The sequence below is a fragment of the Janthinobacterium amylolyticum genome, from assembly GCF_051380655.1.
Classification (GTDB): Bacteria; Pseudomonadota; Gammaproteobacteria; order Burkholderiales; family Burkholderiaceae_D; genus Janthinobacterium.
Window position 1 is genome coordinate 1 of sequence record NZ_JBNYXL010000002.1, and the last position, 18732, is coordinate 18732.

At 63.8% G+C, this 18732-nt stretch carries 14 protein-coding genes and 1 pseudogene; 3 read left to right on the plus strand and 12 right to left on the minus strand.

Annotated features, from left to right (window positions below; translation table 11 throughout):
• Positions 1-121, plus strand: a pseudogene (locus tag ACQ4WR_RS03605) (IS481 family transposase); the annotation flags it as partial.
• 35 nt (positions 122-156) lie between these two features.
• Here ACQ4WR_RS03605 and panB read toward each other — a convergent pair.
• From panB to ACQ4WR_RS03635, 6 genes are all read right to left on the minus strand, one after another.
• The gene (gene panB / locus ACQ4WR_RS03610) at positions 157-1032 is read right to left on the minus strand and encodes a 3-methyl-2-oxobutanoate hydroxymethyltransferase (RefSeq protein ID WP_175533282.1); all 876 of its coding nucleotides are present in this window, start codon (positions 1030-1032) and stop codon (positions 157-159) included.
• 108 nt (positions 1033-1140) lie between these two features.
• On the minus strand, positions 1141-1620 hold the full coding sequence (gene folK, locus ACQ4WR_RS03615) for a 2-amino-4-hydroxy-6-hydroxymethyldihydropteridine diphosphokinase (RefSeq protein WP_436485394.1): 480 nt from the start codon (positions 1618-1620) through the stop codon (positions 1141-1143).
• Between the two features lie 8 nt (positions 1621-1628).
• Entirely contained in the window at positions 1629-3005 is a 1377-nt protein-coding gene (pcnB, locus tag ACQ4WR_RS03620) for a polynucleotide adenylyltransferase PcnB (protein WP_102294972.1), read from the minus strand.
• A complete protein-coding gene (locus tag ACQ4WR_RS03625) occupies positions 2998-3669 on the minus strand; it encodes a histidinol-phosphatase (protein WP_102294992.1) in 672 nt (223 codons plus the stop codon). The genes pcnB and ACQ4WR_RS03625 overlap by 8 nt, the downstream gene beginning before the upstream one ends.
• Positions 3669-4337 carry a DnaA regulatory inactivator Hda gene (hda, locus tag ACQ4WR_RS03630; RefSeq protein WP_034788687.1) on the minus strand — a complete coding sequence of 223 codons (669 nt, stop codon included), beginning with the start codon at positions 4335-4337 and terminating at the stop codon, positions 3669-3671. Before hda ends, ACQ4WR_RS03625 begins: the two co-directional genes overlap by 1 nt.
• A gap of 200 nt (positions 4338-4537) precedes the next feature.
• Positions 4538-5620, minus strand: a complete 1083-nt coding sequence (locus tag ACQ4WR_RS03635; protein ID WP_436485397.1) for an AI-2E family transporter — start codon at positions 5618-5620, stop codon at positions 4538-4540.
• Between the two features lie 187 nt (positions 5621-5807).
• Between ACQ4WR_RS03635 and purM the strand changes: the two genes are divergently transcribed.
• Positions 5808-6851, plus strand: coding sequence for a phosphoribosylformylglycinamidine cyclo-ligase (gene purM / locus ACQ4WR_RS03640; protein ID WP_034746051.1), 1044 nt, complete (start codon positions 5808-5810; stop codon positions 6849-6851).
• Between the two features lie 63 nt (positions 6852-6914).
• On the opposite strand, the gene ACQ4WR_RS03645 is transcribed toward purM, so the two are convergent.
• Positions 6915-8237, minus strand: coding sequence for an MFS transporter (locus ACQ4WR_RS03645; RefSeq protein WP_436485399.1), 1323 nt, complete (start codon positions 8235-8237; stop codon positions 6915-6917).
• Between the two features lie 160 nt (positions 8238-8397).
• Positions 8398-10014: a GMC family oxidoreductase gene (locus ACQ4WR_RS03650; protein WP_102294977.1), complete on the minus strand. Its 1617-nt coding sequence runs from the start codon at positions 10012-10014 to the stop codon at positions 8398-8400.
• 164 nt (positions 10015-10178) lie between these two features.
• On the opposite strand from ACQ4WR_RS03650, the gene ACQ4WR_RS03655 reads away from it, so the two are divergent.
• On the plus strand, positions 10179-11027 hold the full coding sequence (locus tag ACQ4WR_RS03655) for an IclR family transcriptional regulator (protein ID WP_436485401.1): 849 nt from the start codon (positions 10179-10181) through the stop codon (positions 11025-11027).
• Here ACQ4WR_RS03655 and ACQ4WR_RS03660 read toward each other — a convergent pair.
• The 4 genes from ACQ4WR_RS03660 to ACQ4WR_RS03675 form a co-directional block, all read right to left on the minus strand.
• Complete coding sequence (locus tag ACQ4WR_RS03660; protein WP_436485403.1) at positions 11024-12238, minus strand: 6-phosphofructokinase; 1215 nt, start codon at positions 12236-12238, stop codon at positions 11024-11026. The two genes, ACQ4WR_RS03655 and ACQ4WR_RS03660, sit on opposite strands and share 4 nt — an antisense overlap.
• Before the next feature lie 33 nt (positions 12239-12271).
• Positions 12272-14350 carry an alpha/beta hydrolase family protein gene (locus tag ACQ4WR_RS03665; RefSeq protein ID WP_436485404.1) on the minus strand — a complete coding sequence of 693 codons (2079 nt, stop codon included), beginning with the start codon at positions 14348-14350 and terminating at the stop codon, positions 12272-12274.
• A 72-nt stretch (positions 14351-14422) separates the two neighbouring features.
• Positions 14423-16462, minus strand: a complete 2040-nt coding sequence (locus ACQ4WR_RS03670) for an alpha/beta hydrolase family protein (protein WP_436485406.1) — start codon at positions 16460-16462, stop codon at positions 14423-14425.
• Positions 16463-16652: 190 nt separating this feature from the next.
• Positions 16653-18704, minus strand: a complete 2052-nt coding sequence (locus tag ACQ4WR_RS03675) for a S9 family peptidase (RefSeq protein WP_436485407.1) — start codon at positions 18702-18704, stop codon at positions 16653-16655.
• Positions 18705-18732: the final 28 nt, after the last annotated feature.

The following is an 18732-nucleotide window of genomic DNA, read 5'->3' on the forward strand; positions in this document are numbered from 1 at the left end:
CATGCTCAAAGAATGGAACCATCACTACAACTGGCACCGGCCGCATCAGGGCATTGCTGGCAAAGCCCCAATGTCACGGCTCAGATCCGGCCAGAATAACCTCTTGCAACTTCACACTTAGCGCGCCGCGCGTAAGCCGACATAAAACAAGCTACATCAGAAGCAGTGTTCCAGCGCCGGGAAGCTGCCATCCTTGACGGCTTTCACGTAGCCGGTGACGGCGTCGTCGATGCTGGCCGCGCCTTCCATGAAGTTGCGCACGAAGCGCGCTTTGCGGCCTGGGAACACGCCCAGCATGTCGTGCATGACGAGCACCTGGCCCGAGCAGTCGGGGCCTGCGCCAATGCCGATCGTCGGTATCGTCAGCATGTCGGTCACTTCCTTGCCCAGCTGCGATGGCATCGCTTCCATCAGCACGATGGCCGCGCCCGCGTTTTGCAGCGCCAGCGCATCGTTCTTCAGTTCGGCGGCGCTTTCCGTGCTCTTGCCCTGGACTTTATAGCCGCCCAGCTGGTGTACGGATTGCGGCGTCAGGCCGATATGCGCGCAGATGGGGATGCCGCGTTCGGTGAGGAAGCGGACGGTCTCGGCCAGCCAGGCGCCGCCTTCGATCTTGATCATGTGCGCGCCAGCCTGCATCAGGATGACGGCGTTGGCGTACGCCGTTTCCGGCGTGCCGTACGCGCCGAACGGCAGGTCGGACATGATCATGGCCGACTTGCTGCCGCGCGCCACGGACGCCGTGTGATAGGCCAGTTCGGCCACGGTGACGGGCAGGGTGGAATTGTGGCCATTGCAGACCATGCCGAGCGAATCGCCGATCAGCAGGATCTCCACGCCGCAGCGGTCCATCAGGGACGCGAAGCTGGCGTCATAGCAGGTCAGCATGGTGATCTTTTCACCGGCGGCGCGCAGCGTGGCCAGGGTATGGATGGTCACGGCCTTGTTGGCGACAGGCTTGGATGGCGCCGGCGCCGGTGTGGCGGCCTTGTCTTTTGCGGCCAGATCGGTTCCTTGCAAATAAGCGGACATAGGTATTCTCTAGAGTGAAAGGGGGTGATGCGATTGCGACGCCGCTAGTGTAGTACTTTATGCGGCGTGCTGCAGGAGCGGCATTGTAGAGGATGGAAGCGAAACTGGTCAGAGCCTGCTGATGGCCTGATCGGCCACGGCGGCCAGGTAGTCCTGCGCCGCTCCGAGTCCGGGCACGGAGATGGCGGGCGCCAGCGCCAAGAGCGGCACCAGCACGAAGGCGCGCTCGGTGATGCGCGGATGCGGCACCGTCAGGGTGGCGCTGGCGATCTGCTCGTCGCCGTACAGCAGCAAGTCCAGGTCCAGGGTGCGCGGGGCGTTGCGGTAAGGCCGTTCGCGCCCGTGCGCCGCCTCGATGGCGTGCAGGGCTTGCAGCAGTTCTTCGGCCGGCAGGGAGGTGCTGATGCGCGCCACGGCGTTGATGTAGTCGTCGCCGCTCGAATCGATGGGTGCCGTGCGGTAGCTGGCCGAAGCGTCGACCAGGGACGCGCCGGGCAGGCGCGCCAGGCGCGCGATGGCATCCTGCACATTTGCGCGCGCGTCGCCCAGGTTCGCGCCGATGCCGATGTAGGCGGTAACCGGCTGCATGACTGCGCTCATTCGCCGCTGGTGCTGCCGGTGGTGGTGCCACCGCCCGTGCCGGACTTGCTGCGCGTGCTGCGGCGTGGCGGACGCTTTTTCTTGACGGCGCCCGGTGCGGCATTCGCGCTGACGAGCAGCGCTTCGCGCGTTTCCTCGTCGCCTTCATAGAAAGCCGTCCACCATTCGCCGATGTCCATGTCGATCTCGCCCGAGGCGCAGCGCAGCAGCAGGAAGTCGTAGCCGGCGCGGAAGCGCAGGTGCTCGAGCAGCTTGTACGGCGCCTTGCCGACGCGGCGCTCGAAGCGCGGCTGCATCGACCAGATGTCGCGCATGTCGGAGCCGATCTTGCGCTGCAAGGCCAGTTTTTCCGTCTGCGAATCGAGCACGTCGTCGGCCGCCAGGTGCAGCGCGGGGATCGTCGATTCGCCGGCTGCGCGGTAGGCCGTCCATTTTTCCAGTACCTGGTGCCACAGCAGCGAGGCAAACAGGAAGCCCGGCGAGACGGTCTTGCCGGCGGCGATGCGCTGGTCGGTGGCGTCCAGCGCCAGGGTGACGAATTTCGCGCCCAGCGGCTGCTCCAGCACCACGTCGAGCAGTGGCAGCAGGCCATGATGCAAGCCTTCCTTGCGCAGCTGCTGCAGGCAGGCCAGCGCGTGGCCGCTCATCAGGAGCTTGAGCATCTCGTCGAACACGCGCGGCGCGGGCACGTTGTTGATCAGCGGCGCCATGATGGGAATCGGCGCGGCCGTGTGCGGCTCGATGGTGAATTTCAGCTTGGCGGCGAAGCGCACCACGCGCAGCATGCGCACGGGATCTTCGCGGTAGCGCTCTTCCGGCTTGCCGATCATGCGCAAGGTCTTGGCGCGGATGTCTTCCACGCCGCCGTGGTAGTCCAGCACTTCCTGCGTGGCCGGGTTGTAGTACATGGCGTTGATGGTGAAGTCGCGGCGCAGCGCGTCTTCGTGCTGCAGGCCGAAGGTGTTGTCGCGCAGGACGCGGCCATGTTCATCCTTGGGCGCGGAATCGGCGCCGGCGCCGCGGAAGGTCGTCACTTCCAGCAGGTCCTGGCCGAACATCACGTGCACGATCTGGAAGCGCTTGCCGATGATGAAGGCGCGGCGGAACAGGCGCTTGACCTGTTCCGGCGTGGCGTTGGTGGCGATGTCGAAGTCTTTCGGCTTGACGCCCAGCAGCAGGTCGCGCACGGCGCCGCCGACGACGAATGCTTCAAAGCCTGCTTCCTGCAGGCTGCTGGTGACGCGGATGGCATTCGACGACACCAGTTTCGGGTCGATTCCGTGTTGCGCGGGACCGAGCACGACGGGTGCCGTGGTGTCGCGCGCTGCCTCTTTTTTAACGCCGAGGATCTTGCGGATGAATTTTTTAATCATTGAATAAGTGGAGTGATGGCCAGCCGTGGAGGGATGCGTGTGCTGTCAACGCGGCATTGGGATTGGTCGCGACAGGGTGGGTCACGACCGACAGCAGGGGAATGTCGTTGTGCGAATCGCTGTAGAAGTAGCTGCGCTCGAACTGCCCCAGTTCCTTGCCCATTTTTTCCAGCCAGGCGTGGGTGTGGGTCAGCTTGCCCGCGCCCAGGGTTGGCGTGCCCAGCAGCTTGCCCGTGACATTGCCTGCGTCGTCATATTCGGGCATGGCGGCCAGCAGGTGCTCGACGCCCAGGGCTTCGGCGATGGGCTTGGTGATGAAATGGTTGGTGGCCGTGACGATGGCCAGCAGGTCGCCCGCGTCCTGGTGCTGCTTGAGCAGGGCCACGACTTCGGGGCGGATGGCCGGCATGACCACTTCGGCCATGAACTGGCGGTGCAGCGCTTCGAGGCGTTCGCGCGGAAATTGCGCCAGGGTGCCAAGCGAAAATTCCAGGTATTCGACCGGGTCGAGCGTGCCGGCCTGGTATTGCGCGAAAAATTCGTCGTTGCGGCGGGTGAATTCGGCGGCGTCCACGGCACCGATGCGTACCAGGAATTCGCCCCACTCGTGATCCGAGTCGATGGGCAGCAGGGTGTGGTCGAGGTCAAACAGGGCCAGATTCATCATTCTTTCGCTTCCGCCTGCAGCAGCTCGCGCAATAAAGGCAAGGTGATCGGGCGTTGGGTTTCCAGGGAGTAGAGGTCGAGAGAGTCCAGCATCGTCGACAGCGAACGCATGTCGCGCCGGAAATGGGACAGCAGATAGGGTAACACGCCCGGCGACAAGGTCAAGCCGCGGGTGGTGGCCGCCTGGGTCAGGGCGGCGATTTTTTCATCGTCGGTCAAGCCGTGGATCTGGTAGATCAGGCCCCAGCCCATGCGCGTGCGCAAGTCTTCGCGCACGGGCAGCACGGCCGGCGGCACGGCGCCGCTGCACACCATATAGGCCTTGTTGGCGCGGATTTCGTTGAACAAAGCAAAGGCGTCGATCTGCGCCAGCGGCGAGAGTTTTTCGCAGTCGTCGAGCAGGTACAGGTCGACGTCGGGCGAATACACGAATTCGGACTCGATCGAGAAGGGCGAAATGTAGCGCGCGCGCTCGGTGCTGGCCAGGGCCTTGAGCAGATGGCTCTTGCCGGCGGCCAGTTCGCCCCACAGGTAGGCAAAATGCTCGCGCGACGTGCGCGCGGCGAACTGGCGCATCAGCTGCGCCACTTCGGCATTCTGTCCCACCTCGAAGGTATCGAGGCTGTGCGCCTGGTCTGTGCCTAAATCGAGCACCAGTTGTTTCATGGCGTACGCCTTGTCCTGTTTTTCATTACTGCGTATGCGTCGTCGTCGCTGTTGTTAGTTTAACATTTTTTGTGTCGGGTGCCTGACAGAAGCGTAGCGAGCGGCAGCGATTTGTGGCCGAGAAGCGCAACCGTACTGTAGTACGGTGAGCATCGCCGGCCGCAAAGTGCGACGCGCAGTAGCTTATGTCAGTCACCTTGTCATGCATTATAGAAGGTGCTGGACAGGTAGTGGCGTCTTAGATGCTTAAAAGCGACCATCAGCACGGCAGAAGCGGGTAAAGCGAGCAAAACGCCGACGAAACCAAACAGTTGTCCGAAAGCCAATAAGGCAAAGATTACGGCCAGCGGGTTCAGGCCGATGCGCTCGCCCACCAGGCGCGGCGTGAGGAAAAAGCCCTCGATGACCTGGCCGCAGCCATAGATGACGGCCACGGCGATCACGCCGCTCCAGTCGGCGAACTGCAGCAGGGCGGCGATGAGCGCCAGCATCAGGCCCAGGCCGAAGCCCAGGTAGGGGATGAATACCAGCAAGCCCGTGATGATGCCGACAGGCAACGCCACTTCGAAGCCGGCGATGGCCAGCGCCACCGAGTAATACGTGGCCAGCACCAGCATCACCAGCAACTGGCCGCGCAGGTATTGCGCCAGCAGGGTGTCGACTTCCTGCGCCATGCCCACCGTGCGGCCCACCCAGCGGCGCGGCACGGCGCCGGCGATGCGCGCCAGCAGCGGATGCCAGTCCAGCAACAGATAAAACAGCACCACGGGAATCAGCACCACGGTGGCCAGCCAGCCCAGCACGGCGGTGCCGCCGATGCGCGCCGAGGCCAGCACCGTGCTCCAGATTTCATCGCCGCTGGTGGCCATCTGCTGGCTCAGCATGCGCTTGATGCCCGTGCCGTCGAGGCGTACGCGGATGCCCAGGTCGCGCAGTTTCGGCGCGAGGAAGTCGTTGGCCTTGCTGAGAAACTGGGGAATCTGTGCCTGCAGCAAGGGGATTTCCTTTTGCAGCACGGGCACGACGATCAGCACCAGCGCCGTGATGGCGAGGAAAAACAACACCACGACGATCAGCACGGCCAGCGGCCGGGGCAGGTAAAACCGCTTGTAATGCAGGCGCTGCAGCCGGTCCACGCCGGGATTGAGCACGTAGGCGAGGATGGCGCCGGCCAGGAAGGGCGTCAGGATGGGGCCTAGGCTGACCAGCAACAGCAAAAATGCCAGCCAGACCGCGATCCAAAATGCTGTTTGCTTCTGTTCGGCGGTGATCGGGAATGGCATGTAGTTTGGGCTGTTGCGTTAAAAAAAGGCAGTTAATTACGAAATAGCGGGGCAGTTTGATAAAATAGCGTCTTGATCGACCGAATTCACCGGCTGGCCGCCTGTCGCAGGATGTCAAAAACATCCACGCGCGCGCGTGCTGGCGGGTATCCGCCTTCTATTTTACCGCCTCCGCTGCCACCACACCATGAACCAGACTTCTAATGTTTCCCTTTCCTACCGTGACGCTGGCGTCGATATCGACGCAGGCGACGCTTTAGTCGAAGCAATCAAGCCGTTTGCCAAGCGCACCCTGCGCGAAGGCGTGATGGGCGGCCTGGGCGGTTTTGGCGCCATGTTTGAAATCAGCAAGAAGTACAAGGAACCTGTGCTGGTCTCCGGCACCGACGGCGTGGGCACGAAACTGCGCCTGGCGTTCGAACTGAACCGCCATGACACGGTCGGCATCGACCTGGTCGCCATGAGCGTCAACGATATCCTGGTGCAAGGCGCCGAGCCCCTGTTCTTCCTCGACTACTTCGCTTGCGGCAAGCTGGACGTGGCCATTGCCACCGACGTCATCAAGGGCATCGCCCAGGGTTGCGAACAGGCCGGCTGCGCACTGATCGGCGGCGAAACGGCGGAAATGCCAAGCATGTACCCGGCCGGCGAATACGACCTGGCCGGTTTTGCCGTCGGCGCCGTGGAAAAATCGAAAATCATCGACGGCACCAAGATCGCCCCGGGCGACGTGGTGCTGGGCCTGGCCTCGTCGGGCGTGCACTCGAACGGTTACTCGCTGGTGCGCAAGATCATCGAAGTGGCGAAACCGGACCTGGAAGGCGACTTCCATGGCCGCAAACTGGCCGACGTGCTGATGCAGCCGACGCGCATCTACGTCAAGCCATTGCTGGCACTGATGGACGCCATGGAAGTCAAGGGCATGGTGCACATCACCGGTGGCGGCCTGGTGGAAAACATCCCGCGCGTGCTGCAGCCTGGCCTGGTGGCCGAACTCGATTCGAAGGCATGGACCATGCCGCCGCTGTTCACGTGGCTGCAGCAGCACGGCGGCGTGGCTGACGCCGAGATGCACCGCGTCTTCAACTGCGGCATCGGCATGACCGTCATCGTCTCGCAGGAAAACGCCGACGCCGCCATCGCCCAGCTGCAGGCGGCCGGCGAAACCGTTTCGCGCATCGGCACCATCCGCGCCCGTAACGGCGACGAGCATCAGACCATCGTGATCTAAGTTGTCGCACGCATAAAAAAGCAGGCACTCGCGAGAGGCCTGCTTTTTTTACGTCCGGAGGTCTTACCTTGCGTGCGCCGGCTTCATGCGGCCATCCGGCTGCGAGCCTCCTTTGCCGATCATGGCCACGCTGACGGCCGAGACGAGGGAGGCGAACAGGATGTAGCCGACGATATGCCATGGCTCGCCATTGCCGGTTTTCAGCAGGTAGGTGGCGATGATGGGCGTCAGGCCGCTGGCGAAAATGCCCGAGAACTGGTAGACGAAGGAGATGCCCGTGTAGCGCACCTTGGCGTCGAACAGGTCGCAGAACAGGGCCGCTTCCGGGCCGTACACGGCCGAGTACAGCACGCCCAGCGGGATGATCACGGAGCACCACAGCAGCAGCGGATTGTCGGCGTGGTTGAGCATGATCCAGAAAGCGGGAATCGACGATACGCCCGTGATCAATGAGCCCCAGAAAAAGACCTTGGTGCGGCCGATGCGGTCCGACAGGCGGCCGAAGAACGGAATGCAGAAGCACATCACGACGGCCGACGCCATTACCCCCATCAGCGCTTCCGTGCGGTCGATCTTGATGGTGTTGGTCAGATAAGTGATGGAAAACACGCCGAAGATATTGAAGAACACGCCGTCGATATAGCGCGCGCCCATGCCTTTCAAGACATTGCCCGGATAGCGTTTCAGCAAATCGAAGAACGGGATCTGCGTCTCCGCGTTCTTTTCCTTGACGGCCTGGAATTCCGGCGTTTCCATCACGTTCAGGCGTATCCACATGCCGATGAAGACGAGGGCCGCCGAGAGGATGAAGGCGACACGCCAGCCCCAGGACAGGAACTGCGTATCCGTCAAGGTGTACGAGAGGATCGCCACCACGCCGGACGCGAGGCACAGGCCGATGGCCAGGCCGATCTGCGGCAGGCTGGCGTAGAAGCCGCGGTCTTTTGGCGGCGCATATTCATACGCCATCAGCACGGCGCCGCCCCATTCGCCCCCGAGGCCGATACCTTGCAGCACGCGCAGGAACAACAGCAGGCCCGGTGCCCAGTAGCCGATATGGTCGTAGGTCGGCAGCACGCCGATCAGGAAGGTGGAGATGCCCATGATCATCAGGGTCATCACCAGCATGCTCTTGCGGCCGATCTTGTCGCCGAAGTGGCCGAAGATCACGCCGCCGATGGGGCGCGACAAGAAGCCTACCGCAAAGGTGCCGTAGGCCAGCATGGTCGAGACGAGCGGATCGCCGCCCGGGAAATACAGCTTGCTGAACACGATGCCGGCGACGACGCCGTATAAAAAGAAGTCGTACCACTCGATGGTGGCGCCGATCACGCTGGCCATCACGACTTTCCGTAGCTCTTTGGCTTTTTTCGGATTGTTGTCCATATCTAGTCTCCAATCGATATCGATTATGTATTTTTTTTAGATGGTTGGGTTACAACCACCACGCTGCTGGCGCGGTGGCCGGTGAAACAGGGGCGGGCCGGTCTGCCTGCCGCTGGCATCCTCCTTGGTCGGGTGGAATGGGGAAGGCGCGGGGCGCCGGCTAGGCTGCCCTGGGCAGGCGCACGGCGTCCGTCAGGATCATGTCAGCGGCTTTTTCGGCGATCATGATGGTGGGCGCGTTGGTATTGCCCGAGACGATTTCCGGCATGATCGACGCATCGACCACGCGCAGGTTCTGCAAGCCGTGCACACGCAGGCGCGCGTCGACGACGGCCATGGCGTCATGGCCCATCTTGCAGGTGCCGCTGGGGTGGTAGATGGACTGGCTGAAGCGCCGCGCCGCGTCCAGCAGTTCGGCGTCGCTCTGGAACTGCGGGCCGGGCACGAATTCGGCAATGATGTGCGGCGCCAGCGACGGCGCGGCGGCGATCCTGCGGGCCACGCGCAGGGCGGCAATTGCCGTCTGCTGGTCGCGCGGATCGGACAGGTAATTCGGGTAGATGCCAGGATAGGCGAGGGGATCGGCGGACTTGATCGACACGTGGCCGCGGCTGTGCGGGCGCAGCTGGCACACGGACGAGGTAAACGCGGAAAACGGATGCGCGCCTTCGCCCGGCTTGTCGGCGCTCAGCGGCTGCATGTGGAACTGGATGTCGGGCCGCTCCACGTCGGGCGAGGACTTGGTAAACACCGTCACCTGGCTGGCCGCCAGGGTCAGTGGCCCCGAGCGCGAAAACACATATTGCATGCCCACCCACAGCTTGCCCCACAGGCTGTTGACTTCATCGTTCAGGGTTTTCAGCCGCGTCTTGAAGACCAGGCGAATTTGCAGATGGTCTTGCAGGTTCTGTCCCACGCCGGGCAAGTCGTGCACCAGCGGCACGCCCACGTTTTCCAGCAGGGCGCGCGGTCCGACGCCCGAGCATTGCAGGATCTGCGGCGAGCCGATGGCGCCTGCGCATAAAATTACCTCGCCGCTGGCGCGCGCCTGGCGCAGCTGGCCATCCTGGCGGAATTCGACGCCGACGGCGCGCTTGCCCTCGAACAGCACGCGGGTAATTTGCGCGCGCACTTCCACGCGCAGGTTGGCGCGCTTGCGGGCCGGGCGCAAGAAGGCCTTGGCCGTGCTCCAGCGCAGGCCCTTGCTGGCCGTCTGCTGGAAGTAGCCGACGCCTTCCTGCGTGGCGCCGTTGTAATCGGCATTGAAGGGGATGCCGCTTTCCGTGGCGCCGGCAATAAAGTGTTCCGCGATGGGACGGCGCAGGCGCAGGTCCGACACTTTTAATGGACCACCGACGCCGTGGTAATCGCTGGCGCCCCGTTCCTGGTCTTCCGACTTCTTGAAATACGGCAGCACTTCGGCATAGCTCCAGCCCGGGTTGCCCAGTGCGGCCCAGCGGTCGTAGTCTTCCTTCTGGCCGCGCACATACAGCAGGCCGTTGAGCGAGCTGGAGCCGCCCAGCACCTTGCCACGCGGCCATTGCAGCTGGCGCCCGGCGATGCCGGCGTCCGCCTCCGTGCGGTAGCACCAGTCCAGCTTCGGGTCATGCATGGTCTTGAAATAGCCGACCGGCACGTGTATCCACGGATTGTTGTCCTTGCCGCCCGCTTCCAGCAGCAAGACCTGGTGATTGCTGTCGTGCGACAGGCGGTTGGCCAGCACGCAGCCGGCGGAACCGGCGCCGACAACGATGTAATCGTAGTGTGTTTGCAACATTGCTCTTGTCTCCTGCGTTGCGGTATCTCAGCTGCCTCGACGGGCATTTTTTGCGATACACTGGTCTTTATTGGTTATTTTTGGAACGTCTGGTTCCATTTATAAAAGACGTTCAGCACCGGGACAAGCGGAAACCGCCGCATACGCGAGAGGTGAAACAGAACATGCATGATGCGTTTCAAAAACGGCAGGCCGAGGCCGAAGAAGACAACTCTGCGGGTGGTGTGGTGGCTGCCAGCGCGGCGGCCAGCCATGGCGACGAGGCGCGCGGCTTGCGCGTGCTGCGCCTGATCGAGCACCTGGCCAGCGCCAGCCAGCCCCTGACCCTGTCGCAGCTGGCCACGCGCATGCAGGTGCCGAAGGCGAGCATGATGCGTTTGCTCGATACCCTGGAGCAGCACGGCTATGTGCTGCGCACGCCCGTGGGGCGCGGCTACGTGCCCGGCGCCGCCTCCACCAACCTGGCGCTGGCGACCCTGCGCAACAATGCCCTGATCCGTGTCAGCCGCAGCATCCTGGGCAGCCTGGTGGCCGTCACGGGCGAGACGTGCAATCTGGCCATTCCCGAGGGCAATGCGATCGTGTATGTGGACCGGGTGGAAACGCAGGAAGCACTGCGCCTGCACCTGGTGCTGGGCACGCGCGCGCCCATGCATTGCACGGCCAGCGGAAAATTATTTCTGGCGCACATGACCTTGCTGGAGCGGCGCGAATTGCTGGCCATGCTGGGCCTGGAAGCGCGCACGCCGAAAAGCATCACGGATCCCGCGCTGCTGGAGCGCGAGATCGTGCGTATCGCCCGTCTGGGCATCGGCATCGACGACGAGGAATTCGTGCACGGCATGGTGGCCGTGGCCGTGCCCATCTGCGCGGCCGACGGGCGCATCGTGGCGGCCGTGGCCTGCCACGCGCCCGTGGCGCGCAAGTCCGTGGAGCAGCTGCTGCAGCACGTGCCGCAGCTCAAGGAGGCGGCCGTGAAACTGCGGCCGCTATTGCTGGCGGAAAACAGCTAGGGTTTCAAGACCTTCGCTACTTTTGCGGCTCTAAGGCGGAACGCATCGGGCATGCCCGAGCCCAGCAGCGGGCGCAGATACAGGCGGAAAGCGTCCGTCACATCCGTGCCGCTGGCGCTGATGAATTCGTCCTCCATGGTGCGCGTCTTGCCCGCCACCTCGGTGAGCGGCAGCAGCTCATAATCGACGGAATAAAAGCCCGTGCGCTTGATGGCAACAGAGCCGTCACGCTCGCCCCACATGGCGAATTGCACCGCCTTTTCGCCCACCTCGCGCGCTTCGCGCTGGTCGACGTCGGAAACGCAGCCGATGAACGAGCGCTGCAGATAGCCGAAGGTATCGCCGCGCACGCGCTTGATGCCAAGTTTCGCCTTGATTTCGTCGCACAGCAGGTCGGCCAGCGCGCCCGTGCCGGACAATTGCACATTGCCGTGCGCATCGCGTTCGACTTCTTTCGCCAGCAGGCTGGCGATCGGCTCGCCCGAGGCGTCGTGGATGCCTTCCGAGACGGCGATCACGCAGCGGCCATATTTTTCATACGTCGCCTTGACGTCGGCGAGGAACTGTTCCAGCACGAAGACGCGCTCGGGCAGGTAGATCAGGTGCGGCCCATCGTCGGGGAACTTCTTGCCCAGCGCCGAGGCCGCCGTCAGGAAGCCCGCGTGGCGGCCCATCACCACGCCCACGTAGACCCCGGGCAAGGCCGCGTTGTCCAGGTTGGCGCCGGCGAACGCTTGCGCGACGAAGCGCGCGGCGGACGGAAAGCCGGGCGTGTGGTCGCTGCCCACCAGGTCGTTGTCGATGGTTTTCGGAATATGGATGCAGCGCAGCGGATAGCCGGCCTTGTGCGCTTCTTCGCTGACGATGCGCACCGTGTCGGACGAGTCGTTGCCGCCGATGTAAAAGAAATGTTCGATCTCGTGCGCGCGCAGCACTGCGAAGATTTGCTGGCAGTAGGCGATGTCCGGCTTGTCGCGCGTGGAGCCGAGCGCCGACGAGGGCGTGGCGGCCACCAGCTCCAGGTTATGGCTGGTTTCCTGCGTCAGATCAACGAATTCTTCATTGACGATGCCGCGCACCCCGTGCAGCGCCCCATATACGCGCGTGACGTGCTGGAAACGCCGCGATTCGAGCACCACGCCCACCAGCGACTGGTTGATGACGGCGGTGGGACCGCCCCCTTGGGCGACAAGAATTTTTCCAGACGGCATGGGTTTTCCTCGTGAGTGGAACGGCCCTCCAGCCTACTCCTTTTTTGCCGCCGCGCTGGCTTTTCCGATGTGCTTGTCGAGGAATTTTTCGCTCTGCTGCCAGAAGTCGGCATGGGTTTGCGGCAAGACCCAGTCGTGCCCTTCGTCGCCATACTCTATCCATTGCGCTTGCGCACTGCTCTTGCGGATGGCGTCAAACAGCGCGCGCGCATCGGACATGGGCACGATGTGGTCGGTGTAGCCGTGGGCCATCAGCAGCGGCGCGGTGATGCGGGCCGGCTGGTGGCGTGGCGAGTTATCGCGCAGCAAGGCCTTGTCCTTGTCCGCATCGCCCAGCAGCATGGCCAAGGTGTATTGCTCATCGCTGTTGCGCAAATCGTCATCGAGCCACCAGTTGACTTCATCCTTGAGTTCGCGCAAATCGGGGATGCTGGACCAGGCGATGCCGCAGCGGAACAGGCCCGCATCGCGCTGCAAACCCATCAGGGTGGCATAGCCGCCGTAGCCGCCGCCGGCCAGGCAGATGCGCTGCGGATCGGCGATGCCTTCGCCAATCGCCCAGCGCGCCGCATCGGCGATATCGTCCTGCATGGCCAGGCCCCATTGTTTCCATCCTGCTTGGAAATGCCGCGCGCCCAGTCCCGTGCTGCCACGGTAGTCGGGTTCCAGCACGGCATAGCCGCGCGACGCCAGAAACTGGCTGTCCGGCTGCCAGCCCCAGTCGCCGCGCTGCCACGGACCATCATGGATCAGCACCACCAGCGGCAGCTGGCGGCCTTTCCCCTTGGGCAAGGTGAGCCAGGCGGGCAGCGTCAAGCCATCGCGCGCTTTGATGTGCAGCAATTGTCTGGACGCCATGCGTTCGGCGGCAACGGCGGGATAGGCTTTCCCCAGGGGAATCAACTTGCCGCTTGCCCGCTCGAACAGGCGATAAATGGGCGGCTGGACATCGGACCAGCTCGACACCAGCACCCACGGTGCATCCGTGCGCTGCGCTACGCTCAGCGTATTGACGGTGGCGGGCAGGCGCGCATTGACGGCCAGCTGCATGGCCTGCATGTCCGCATCGAGCCACAAGGTGGTTTCCGCATCCGTCCTGTAGCGGATGCCCAGCAGTCTGGCATCGTTATGCACCATGGTGGCCTGGATATCATAGTCGGGCGAGGCGAGCACGGGGGCGCCATCGAGGCGCTGGTTTTGCTGGTCGAAACGGTACAACGCCAGCTTGTCGCCGCCATTGCGCGCATACACATACAACTGGCCGTCCGGTGCGAGGAAGGCGGGGGCGATGGCTACGCCGTTTGCATCCGCCGGTATCACCTGCGCCAGCTTGCGCCAGGTGCCGGCCGGGCGGTCGAAGGTGTAGGCCATGTTGCGCTTCTCCGCGAACTCCTTGTCCATGCGCCAGGCCACGCCCGAGTCGCTCATCCAGTACAGCAGGTCGGGCGGCATGTTGACGGTTTCGTAGCCGCCCGTCAGCGTATTGAGGCGGCCCGTCGAGGTATCGGTGATCGAGTTCAGACGGCTCAGATGGGTGCGCCAGACGTAGACGAAGTTGCCCGTCTGCGCGCTGATATGGTCGATCAGGAAGGTCGACCATGGCTGCAGCAGCATGCCCGGCTTGTCGCGCACGATGCCTTCGCGGGTGGCCAGCTGGCGGTAGCCGCTGCCGTCCTTGTTGATGGCGAACATGCCCGATGCAAACCGCTGCCTTCCCTGGCCGCGTTGCCGGTCCACCAGGCTGTAGGCCAGGCGATCGTTATTGACCCACTGGAAATTGGCGATATCCGCATCGTTGAAATAGGCCACCACCGTCGCCTGCATGCTGGCCAGGTCCAGCACGCTCAGGCGCACCCGCTGGCGCTCGCCGGCCGGCAGCACGCGCATCGCCAGGAAACGCCCATCGGGCGACAGCGTGGCGCCGCCCAGCGAGCGGGGAGCAAAGAACAGGCTGGCCGGCAAGGCCGATGCGGATGGCCCTGCGGCAGTGGGCGCTGCCGGGGTCGCCAGCGTTTCCTGGGCTTGCGCCTGCGCATATGGCAGGGGCGCCAGCGCCAGCAACAGGGGGAACAGCAGGCGGCGGGGCAGGCGGCGTAACATCGACAACATCATTCTTTCTCTTTCGGTGATGCGTGACAAATGCACGGGGAAGCGCACGGGCAAGCGCATGCGTGCGCTGTGGCCTTACTGGCTGGCGCTGCCAGGACCGATATTGCGGTCCAGGAATTTCTCGACGCGCTGCCAGAAGTCTACGCGCGTGGCCGGCAAGGCCCAGCCGTGGCCTTCCGTGGCGTATTCCACCCATTCCACCTGCGCATTGGTTTTGCGTACGGCATCGTAGAACTGGCGGCCGTGCGGGAGCGGCACGCGCTGGTCGGCGCTGCCGTAGGCCAGCAGCAGCGGCTGCGTGATGCGCGCCGCCTGCTGCAGCGGCGAGGTGGCCTTGAACTGGGCCGCATCCTTGACGGGGTCGCCGATCAGCACGGGCATGCCGTACTGGCGGTAGTGCTCGGAAACGTTGGAGTAGCCGCCCCAGCTGCCGTTGCGCAGCAGGTCGATGTCGGTGACGCCCAGCCAGTCGATGCCGCAGCGGTACAGGTCCGGGTCGTTGATCAGGCCCATCAGTGTGGCATAGCCGCCATAGCTGGCGCCGGCGATGCAGATGCGGCGCGGGTCGGCGATGCCCTGGGCAATGGCCCAGCGCGCGCCATCGGCGATGTCGTCCTGCATTTTCAAGCCCCATTGCTTCCAGCCCGCCTTGAAGTGATGCTCGCCGTAACCGGTGCTGCCGCGGTATTCCGGTTCCAGCACGACATAGCCGCGCGAGGCGAGGAACTGGCTTTCCGCATCCCAGTCCCAGCTGTTGCGCACCCAGGGGCCGCCATGCACGAGCACCACCATCGGGCGCATTTTGACCTGTCCCTTGGGCAGGGTCAGCCAGGCGGGAATGTCGAGGCCATCGCGGGCCTTGTAGTGGCGCAAGTCCTTGTTCGCCATCTGTGATGGCAGGATGGCGGGATGAGCACTGCCCAGCACGCTCAAGCTGGCGGTGTCGCTGTTAAACAGGTAGTACGTGACAGGCATGGTGTCCGACACGCTGCGCACCAGGATGAAAGGCGTGGCCGAACGCCAGCCCGTGGACAGGCTGTTGATGCTCATGGGCAGCATGCCATTTACCTGTTTTTGCAGCGCCTGCATCTTTTCGTCGAGCCACTGCGTGGTTTGCGCATCCGTTTCATAGCGCAGGCCCAGCAGGCGGTCATTGGCGCCCAGCATTTCCGCGTGCACGTCGAAGTCCGCTGACGCAGCCAGCGGCGTGTCGTCGATACGGTTCTTTTCCAGGTCATAGCGGTACAGCGCCTGCTTGTCGCTGCCATGCCGCGCATGCACGTACAAGGTGCCGTCGGGCGCAAAGAAGGCGGGCGAGAAGGCGTCCTTGCCGCCGTGATAGGCATCGAAACGGGCCAGCACGCGCCATGGCGCCTCGGCGCTGTCGCGGTAGTACGTGACCTCATTGCCGCCGTCGGGCGCCTGCGCGATGCGCAATTGCCCCTGCTTGTCGAACAGCCAGTTGCGCGCGCCGGCCGGCTGCGCCACCGTCCGGGAGATGCCGGTGCTGGTATTGAGGCGCAGCAGCGCCAGGTCGTGGATCTCGCCGGGACGGGTAAAGTCCGGCTGCACGACAAAGACGTCGTCCGATTGCTGGTCGCCGATGCTTTGCAGCAGGTAGGTGTTCCACGGCAGCATCAATATGGCGCGCTTGTTCTGGCGCGACTCGTTGCGCGTCACCAGTTGCCGGTAATTGCCGCCATCGGCGTTGACGGCATACAGGCCCGCGCCATAACGCAGGGCGCCCTGCGCCAGTTGCCGGTCCGCCAGGTCGAAGACGAGACGCTGGTCGTTGACCCAGCGGAAGGTATTCACATCGGCATCGCTGAAGAACGCCACGACCTTCACCTGCATGCTGGCCAGTTCCAGCACGGCCAGGCGCACGCGCTGGCCGGGAGGCGCCACGCGCACGGCCAGGCGGCGGCCGTCAGGCGACAGAATGGCGCCGCTGAACGAGGTGCTGTCGAAAAAATGTTCGATGGGAATTCGTGCGCCTGGCATGGCGGGTGCGGGGGCAGCCGTGGCTGGCGGCGCATCGGCCGCCCATGCGGCCGGGGTGCCGGCAAGAGCGCACAGGGACGCGAACAGTGCTGCGTAAAACGGTTTGGCAAACATGTGTTCCTTTTGAGCGTGGTATTGATGTCATGCGGGTGGCTATCTGCAGCGTAAGGCGGGCTGCATGGCCTGTGGTGGCGCTGGAAGGCCGCCCCGTCGCGCTGCCAGCAAGCGCTGCGGCGCTGCGGCCAGTGTCGCCGTCACCGTCCAGGGTAGGTGCTGGCGGAACGGCTCTGGCGGCATGGGTGCGCTATGGGGCGGTGGCCGGAGCGGGCGCCGGCGCGCCGGCAGGCGCTGCCGTACTGGCCGCACCGATGCTACGGGCCAGCAATTTTTCCGCGCGGGACCAGAAGTCGACATTGTTTTTCTGCAGCGCCCAGCCGTGGCCTTCCTCGCTGTACAGCACCCATTCGACATGCGGGTTGGTCTTGCTGACCGCCTGGTAGAACAGGCGGCCCTGGCTGGCTGGCACGCGATGGTCGGCGCCGCCGTAGCCGAGCAGCAAGGGTTGCGTGATGCGGGCCGCCTGCTGCAGCGGCGAGGTGGCCTTCAGCTGTGCCGCATCAAGCACGGCGTCGCCGACCATGTCCTTCATGCCGCTTTTCTTGTAGGAATCGGCCAGGTCGGAATCGCCCGTCCAGTGTCCGTCGCGCATCATGTTGATGTCGGTGACGCCAACCCAGTTGATGCCGCACTTGAACAGATCAGGATCGTTGAGCAGGCCCATCAGGGTGGAGTAGCCGCCATAGCTGGCACCGGCGATGCAGATGCGCTGCGGGTCCGCATAGCCGTTGGCGATGGCCCAGCGGGCGCCGTCGGCGATGTCGTCCTGCATTTTCAAACCCCATTGTTTCCAGCCGGCCTTGTAGTGGGCGTGACCATAGCCGGTGCTGCCGCGGTAGTCCGGCTCCAGCACGGCATAGCCGCGCGAGGCGAGGAACTGGGTTTCGCGGTTCCAGTTCCAGTGGCCGCCGCGCACCCAGGGGCCGCCATGCACCATGACCACCATGGGCAGGTTCTTGCCGCTGTGGCCTTTGGGCAGGGTCAGGTAGGCTGGAATGCTGAGGCCATCGCGCGCCTGGTAGCGTACCAGGCGCTTGTGCGACATTTTCAATGGATCGATGGCAGGGTGGCTGTTGCCTACGGGCATGAGCTGGCCGGACTCCGTATTGAAGATGAGGACGCTGGCTGGCTGCACGTCGGAACTGGCCGTGACCAGCACGAAAGGCGTGGCTGGCCGTTTCGCCACAGAAATGGTGTTGACGGTCGCCGGCAGCAAGGCATCGATCCTGGACTGGATGGCGTCGAGTGGCTTGTCGAACCAGATCGTGCCGCTGGCATCGGTTTCAAAACGCATGCCCAGCAATTTATCGGCGCCCTGAACGGGGATGCCGGAAAAATCGTAGCCTGGCGTGTTGGCCAGCGGCGCGCCGTCGATGGCATCCTTCGCCAGGTCATAGCGGTAGACCGCTTCCGTGCCCTTGTATGGCGCGTGCACATAGAAATTGCCTTTGGCATCAAAGAAGGCCGGCGAAAAATCGCCGCCCTTCGCTTGATACACATCGCTCTCGCGCAGCTTGCGCCACGGTGTCTGGGCATTGTCGCGGTAAAAAATGCTGCGCTTGTTTTCCTTGACCACCAGTGCGATGCGCACTTCGCCTTGCTGGTCGAGCAGCCAGCCCTGGGCATCGGCCAGGGTGGCGGCCACCTGGCTGATGCCCGTCACCGTATTGACCCGCAGCACTCTTTCCGATGGCACGCCGGTGGTGCTGAAGCTCGCTTCCGTCACGTAGATGTCGTCGTTGCCGGGATTGCCGCTGGCACTGAGCAGGCGCGTGTTCCAGCTCAGCATCTCGCGCGTGCTGCTGGCGCTTTTCTTCGAATAGGTGTTGCTGGCCAGCTGGCGGTAGCCGCTGCCGTCGATATTGATGGCATACAGGCCCGGTCCGTACTGGATATCTCCTTGAGCAATATTGCGGTCCATTACGCTATACACGACACGCCGCTCGTTGACCCAGGCGATGCTGCTGATATCGGCGTCCTCGAACGACGTCAGGCCATTTACCTTCATGCTCGGCAAGTCGACCGTGTACAGCTGCACTCGTCCGCCCTTGGCACTGACCAGCACGGCGACATGGCGTCCGTCCGGCGAGAGCACGGCGCCGCTCAGGGCGGCATTGGCAAAGAAGTCGGCGATGGGGACCGCCGCTGCCGTCGCTGGCGGGGCCGCGGCATGGGCTGGCAGGCTGGCAAGACTGGATAACAGGGCACTCAGGGTGAGACAGGCAAGGCTGGACCGCATGGTTACTCCGGATTGAATTGCTAGATTG

What these genes read in the sequence shown, in the direction of transcription:
- ACQ4WR_RS03675 (WP_436485407.1), bottom strand. Translation starts at nt 18,704, where the DNA reads ATGCGGTCCAGCCTTGCCTGTCTCACCCTGAGTGCCCTGTTATCCAGT.
- ACQ4WR_RS03635 (WP_436485397.1), bottom strand. Translation starts at nt 5,620, where the DNA reads ATGCCATTCCCGATCACCGCCGAACAGAAGCAAACAGCATTTTGGATC.
- ACQ4WR_RS03625 (WP_102294992.1), bottom strand. Translation starts at nt 3,669, where the DNA reads ATGAATCTGGCCCTGTTTGACCTCGACCACACCCTGCTGCCCATCGAC.
- folK (WP_436485394.1), bottom strand. Translation starts at nt 1,620, where the DNA reads ATGCAGCCGGTTACCGCCTACATCGGCATCGGCGCGAACCTGGGCGAC.
- ACQ4WR_RS03665 (WP_436485404.1), bottom strand. Translation starts at nt 14,350, where the DNA reads ATGATGTTGTCGATGTTACGCCGCCTGCCCCGCCGCCTGCTGTTCCCC.
- pcnB (WP_102294972.1), bottom strand. Translation starts at nt 3,005, where the DNA reads ATGATTAAAAAATTCATCCGCAAGATCCTCGGCGTTAAAAAAGAGGCA.
- ACQ4WR_RS03655 (WP_436485401.1), top strand. Translation starts at nt 10,179, where the DNA reads ATGCATGATGCGTTTCAAAAACGGCAGGCCGAGGCCGAAGAAGACAAC.
- ACQ4WR_RS03670 (WP_436485406.1), bottom strand. Translation starts at nt 16,462, where the DNA reads ATGTTTGCCAAACCGTTTTACGCAGCACTGTTCGCGTCCCTGTGCGCT.
- hda (WP_034788687.1), bottom strand. Translation starts at nt 4,337, where the DNA reads ATGAAACAACTGGTGCTCGATTTAGGCACAGACCAGGCGCACAGCCTC.
- purM (WP_034746051.1), top strand. Translation starts at nt 5,808, where the DNA reads ATGAACCAGACTTCTAATGTTTCCCTTTCCTACCGTGACGCTGGCGTC.
- panB (WP_175533282.1), bottom strand. Translation starts at nt 1,032, where the DNA reads ATGTCCGCTTATTTGCAAGGAACCGATCTGGCCGCAAAAGACAAGGCC.
- ACQ4WR_RS03650 (WP_102294977.1), bottom strand. Translation starts at nt 10,014, where the DNA reads ATGTTGCAAACACACTACGATTACATCGTTGTCGGCGCCGGTTCCGCC.
- ACQ4WR_RS03660 (WP_436485403.1), bottom strand. Translation starts at nt 12,238, where the DNA reads ATGCCGTCTGGAAAAATTCTTGTCGCCCAAGGGGGCGGTCCCACCGCC.
- ACQ4WR_RS03645 (WP_436485399.1), bottom strand. Translation starts at nt 8,237, where the DNA reads ATGGACAACAATCCGAAAAAAGCCAAAGAGCTACGGAAAGTCGTGATG.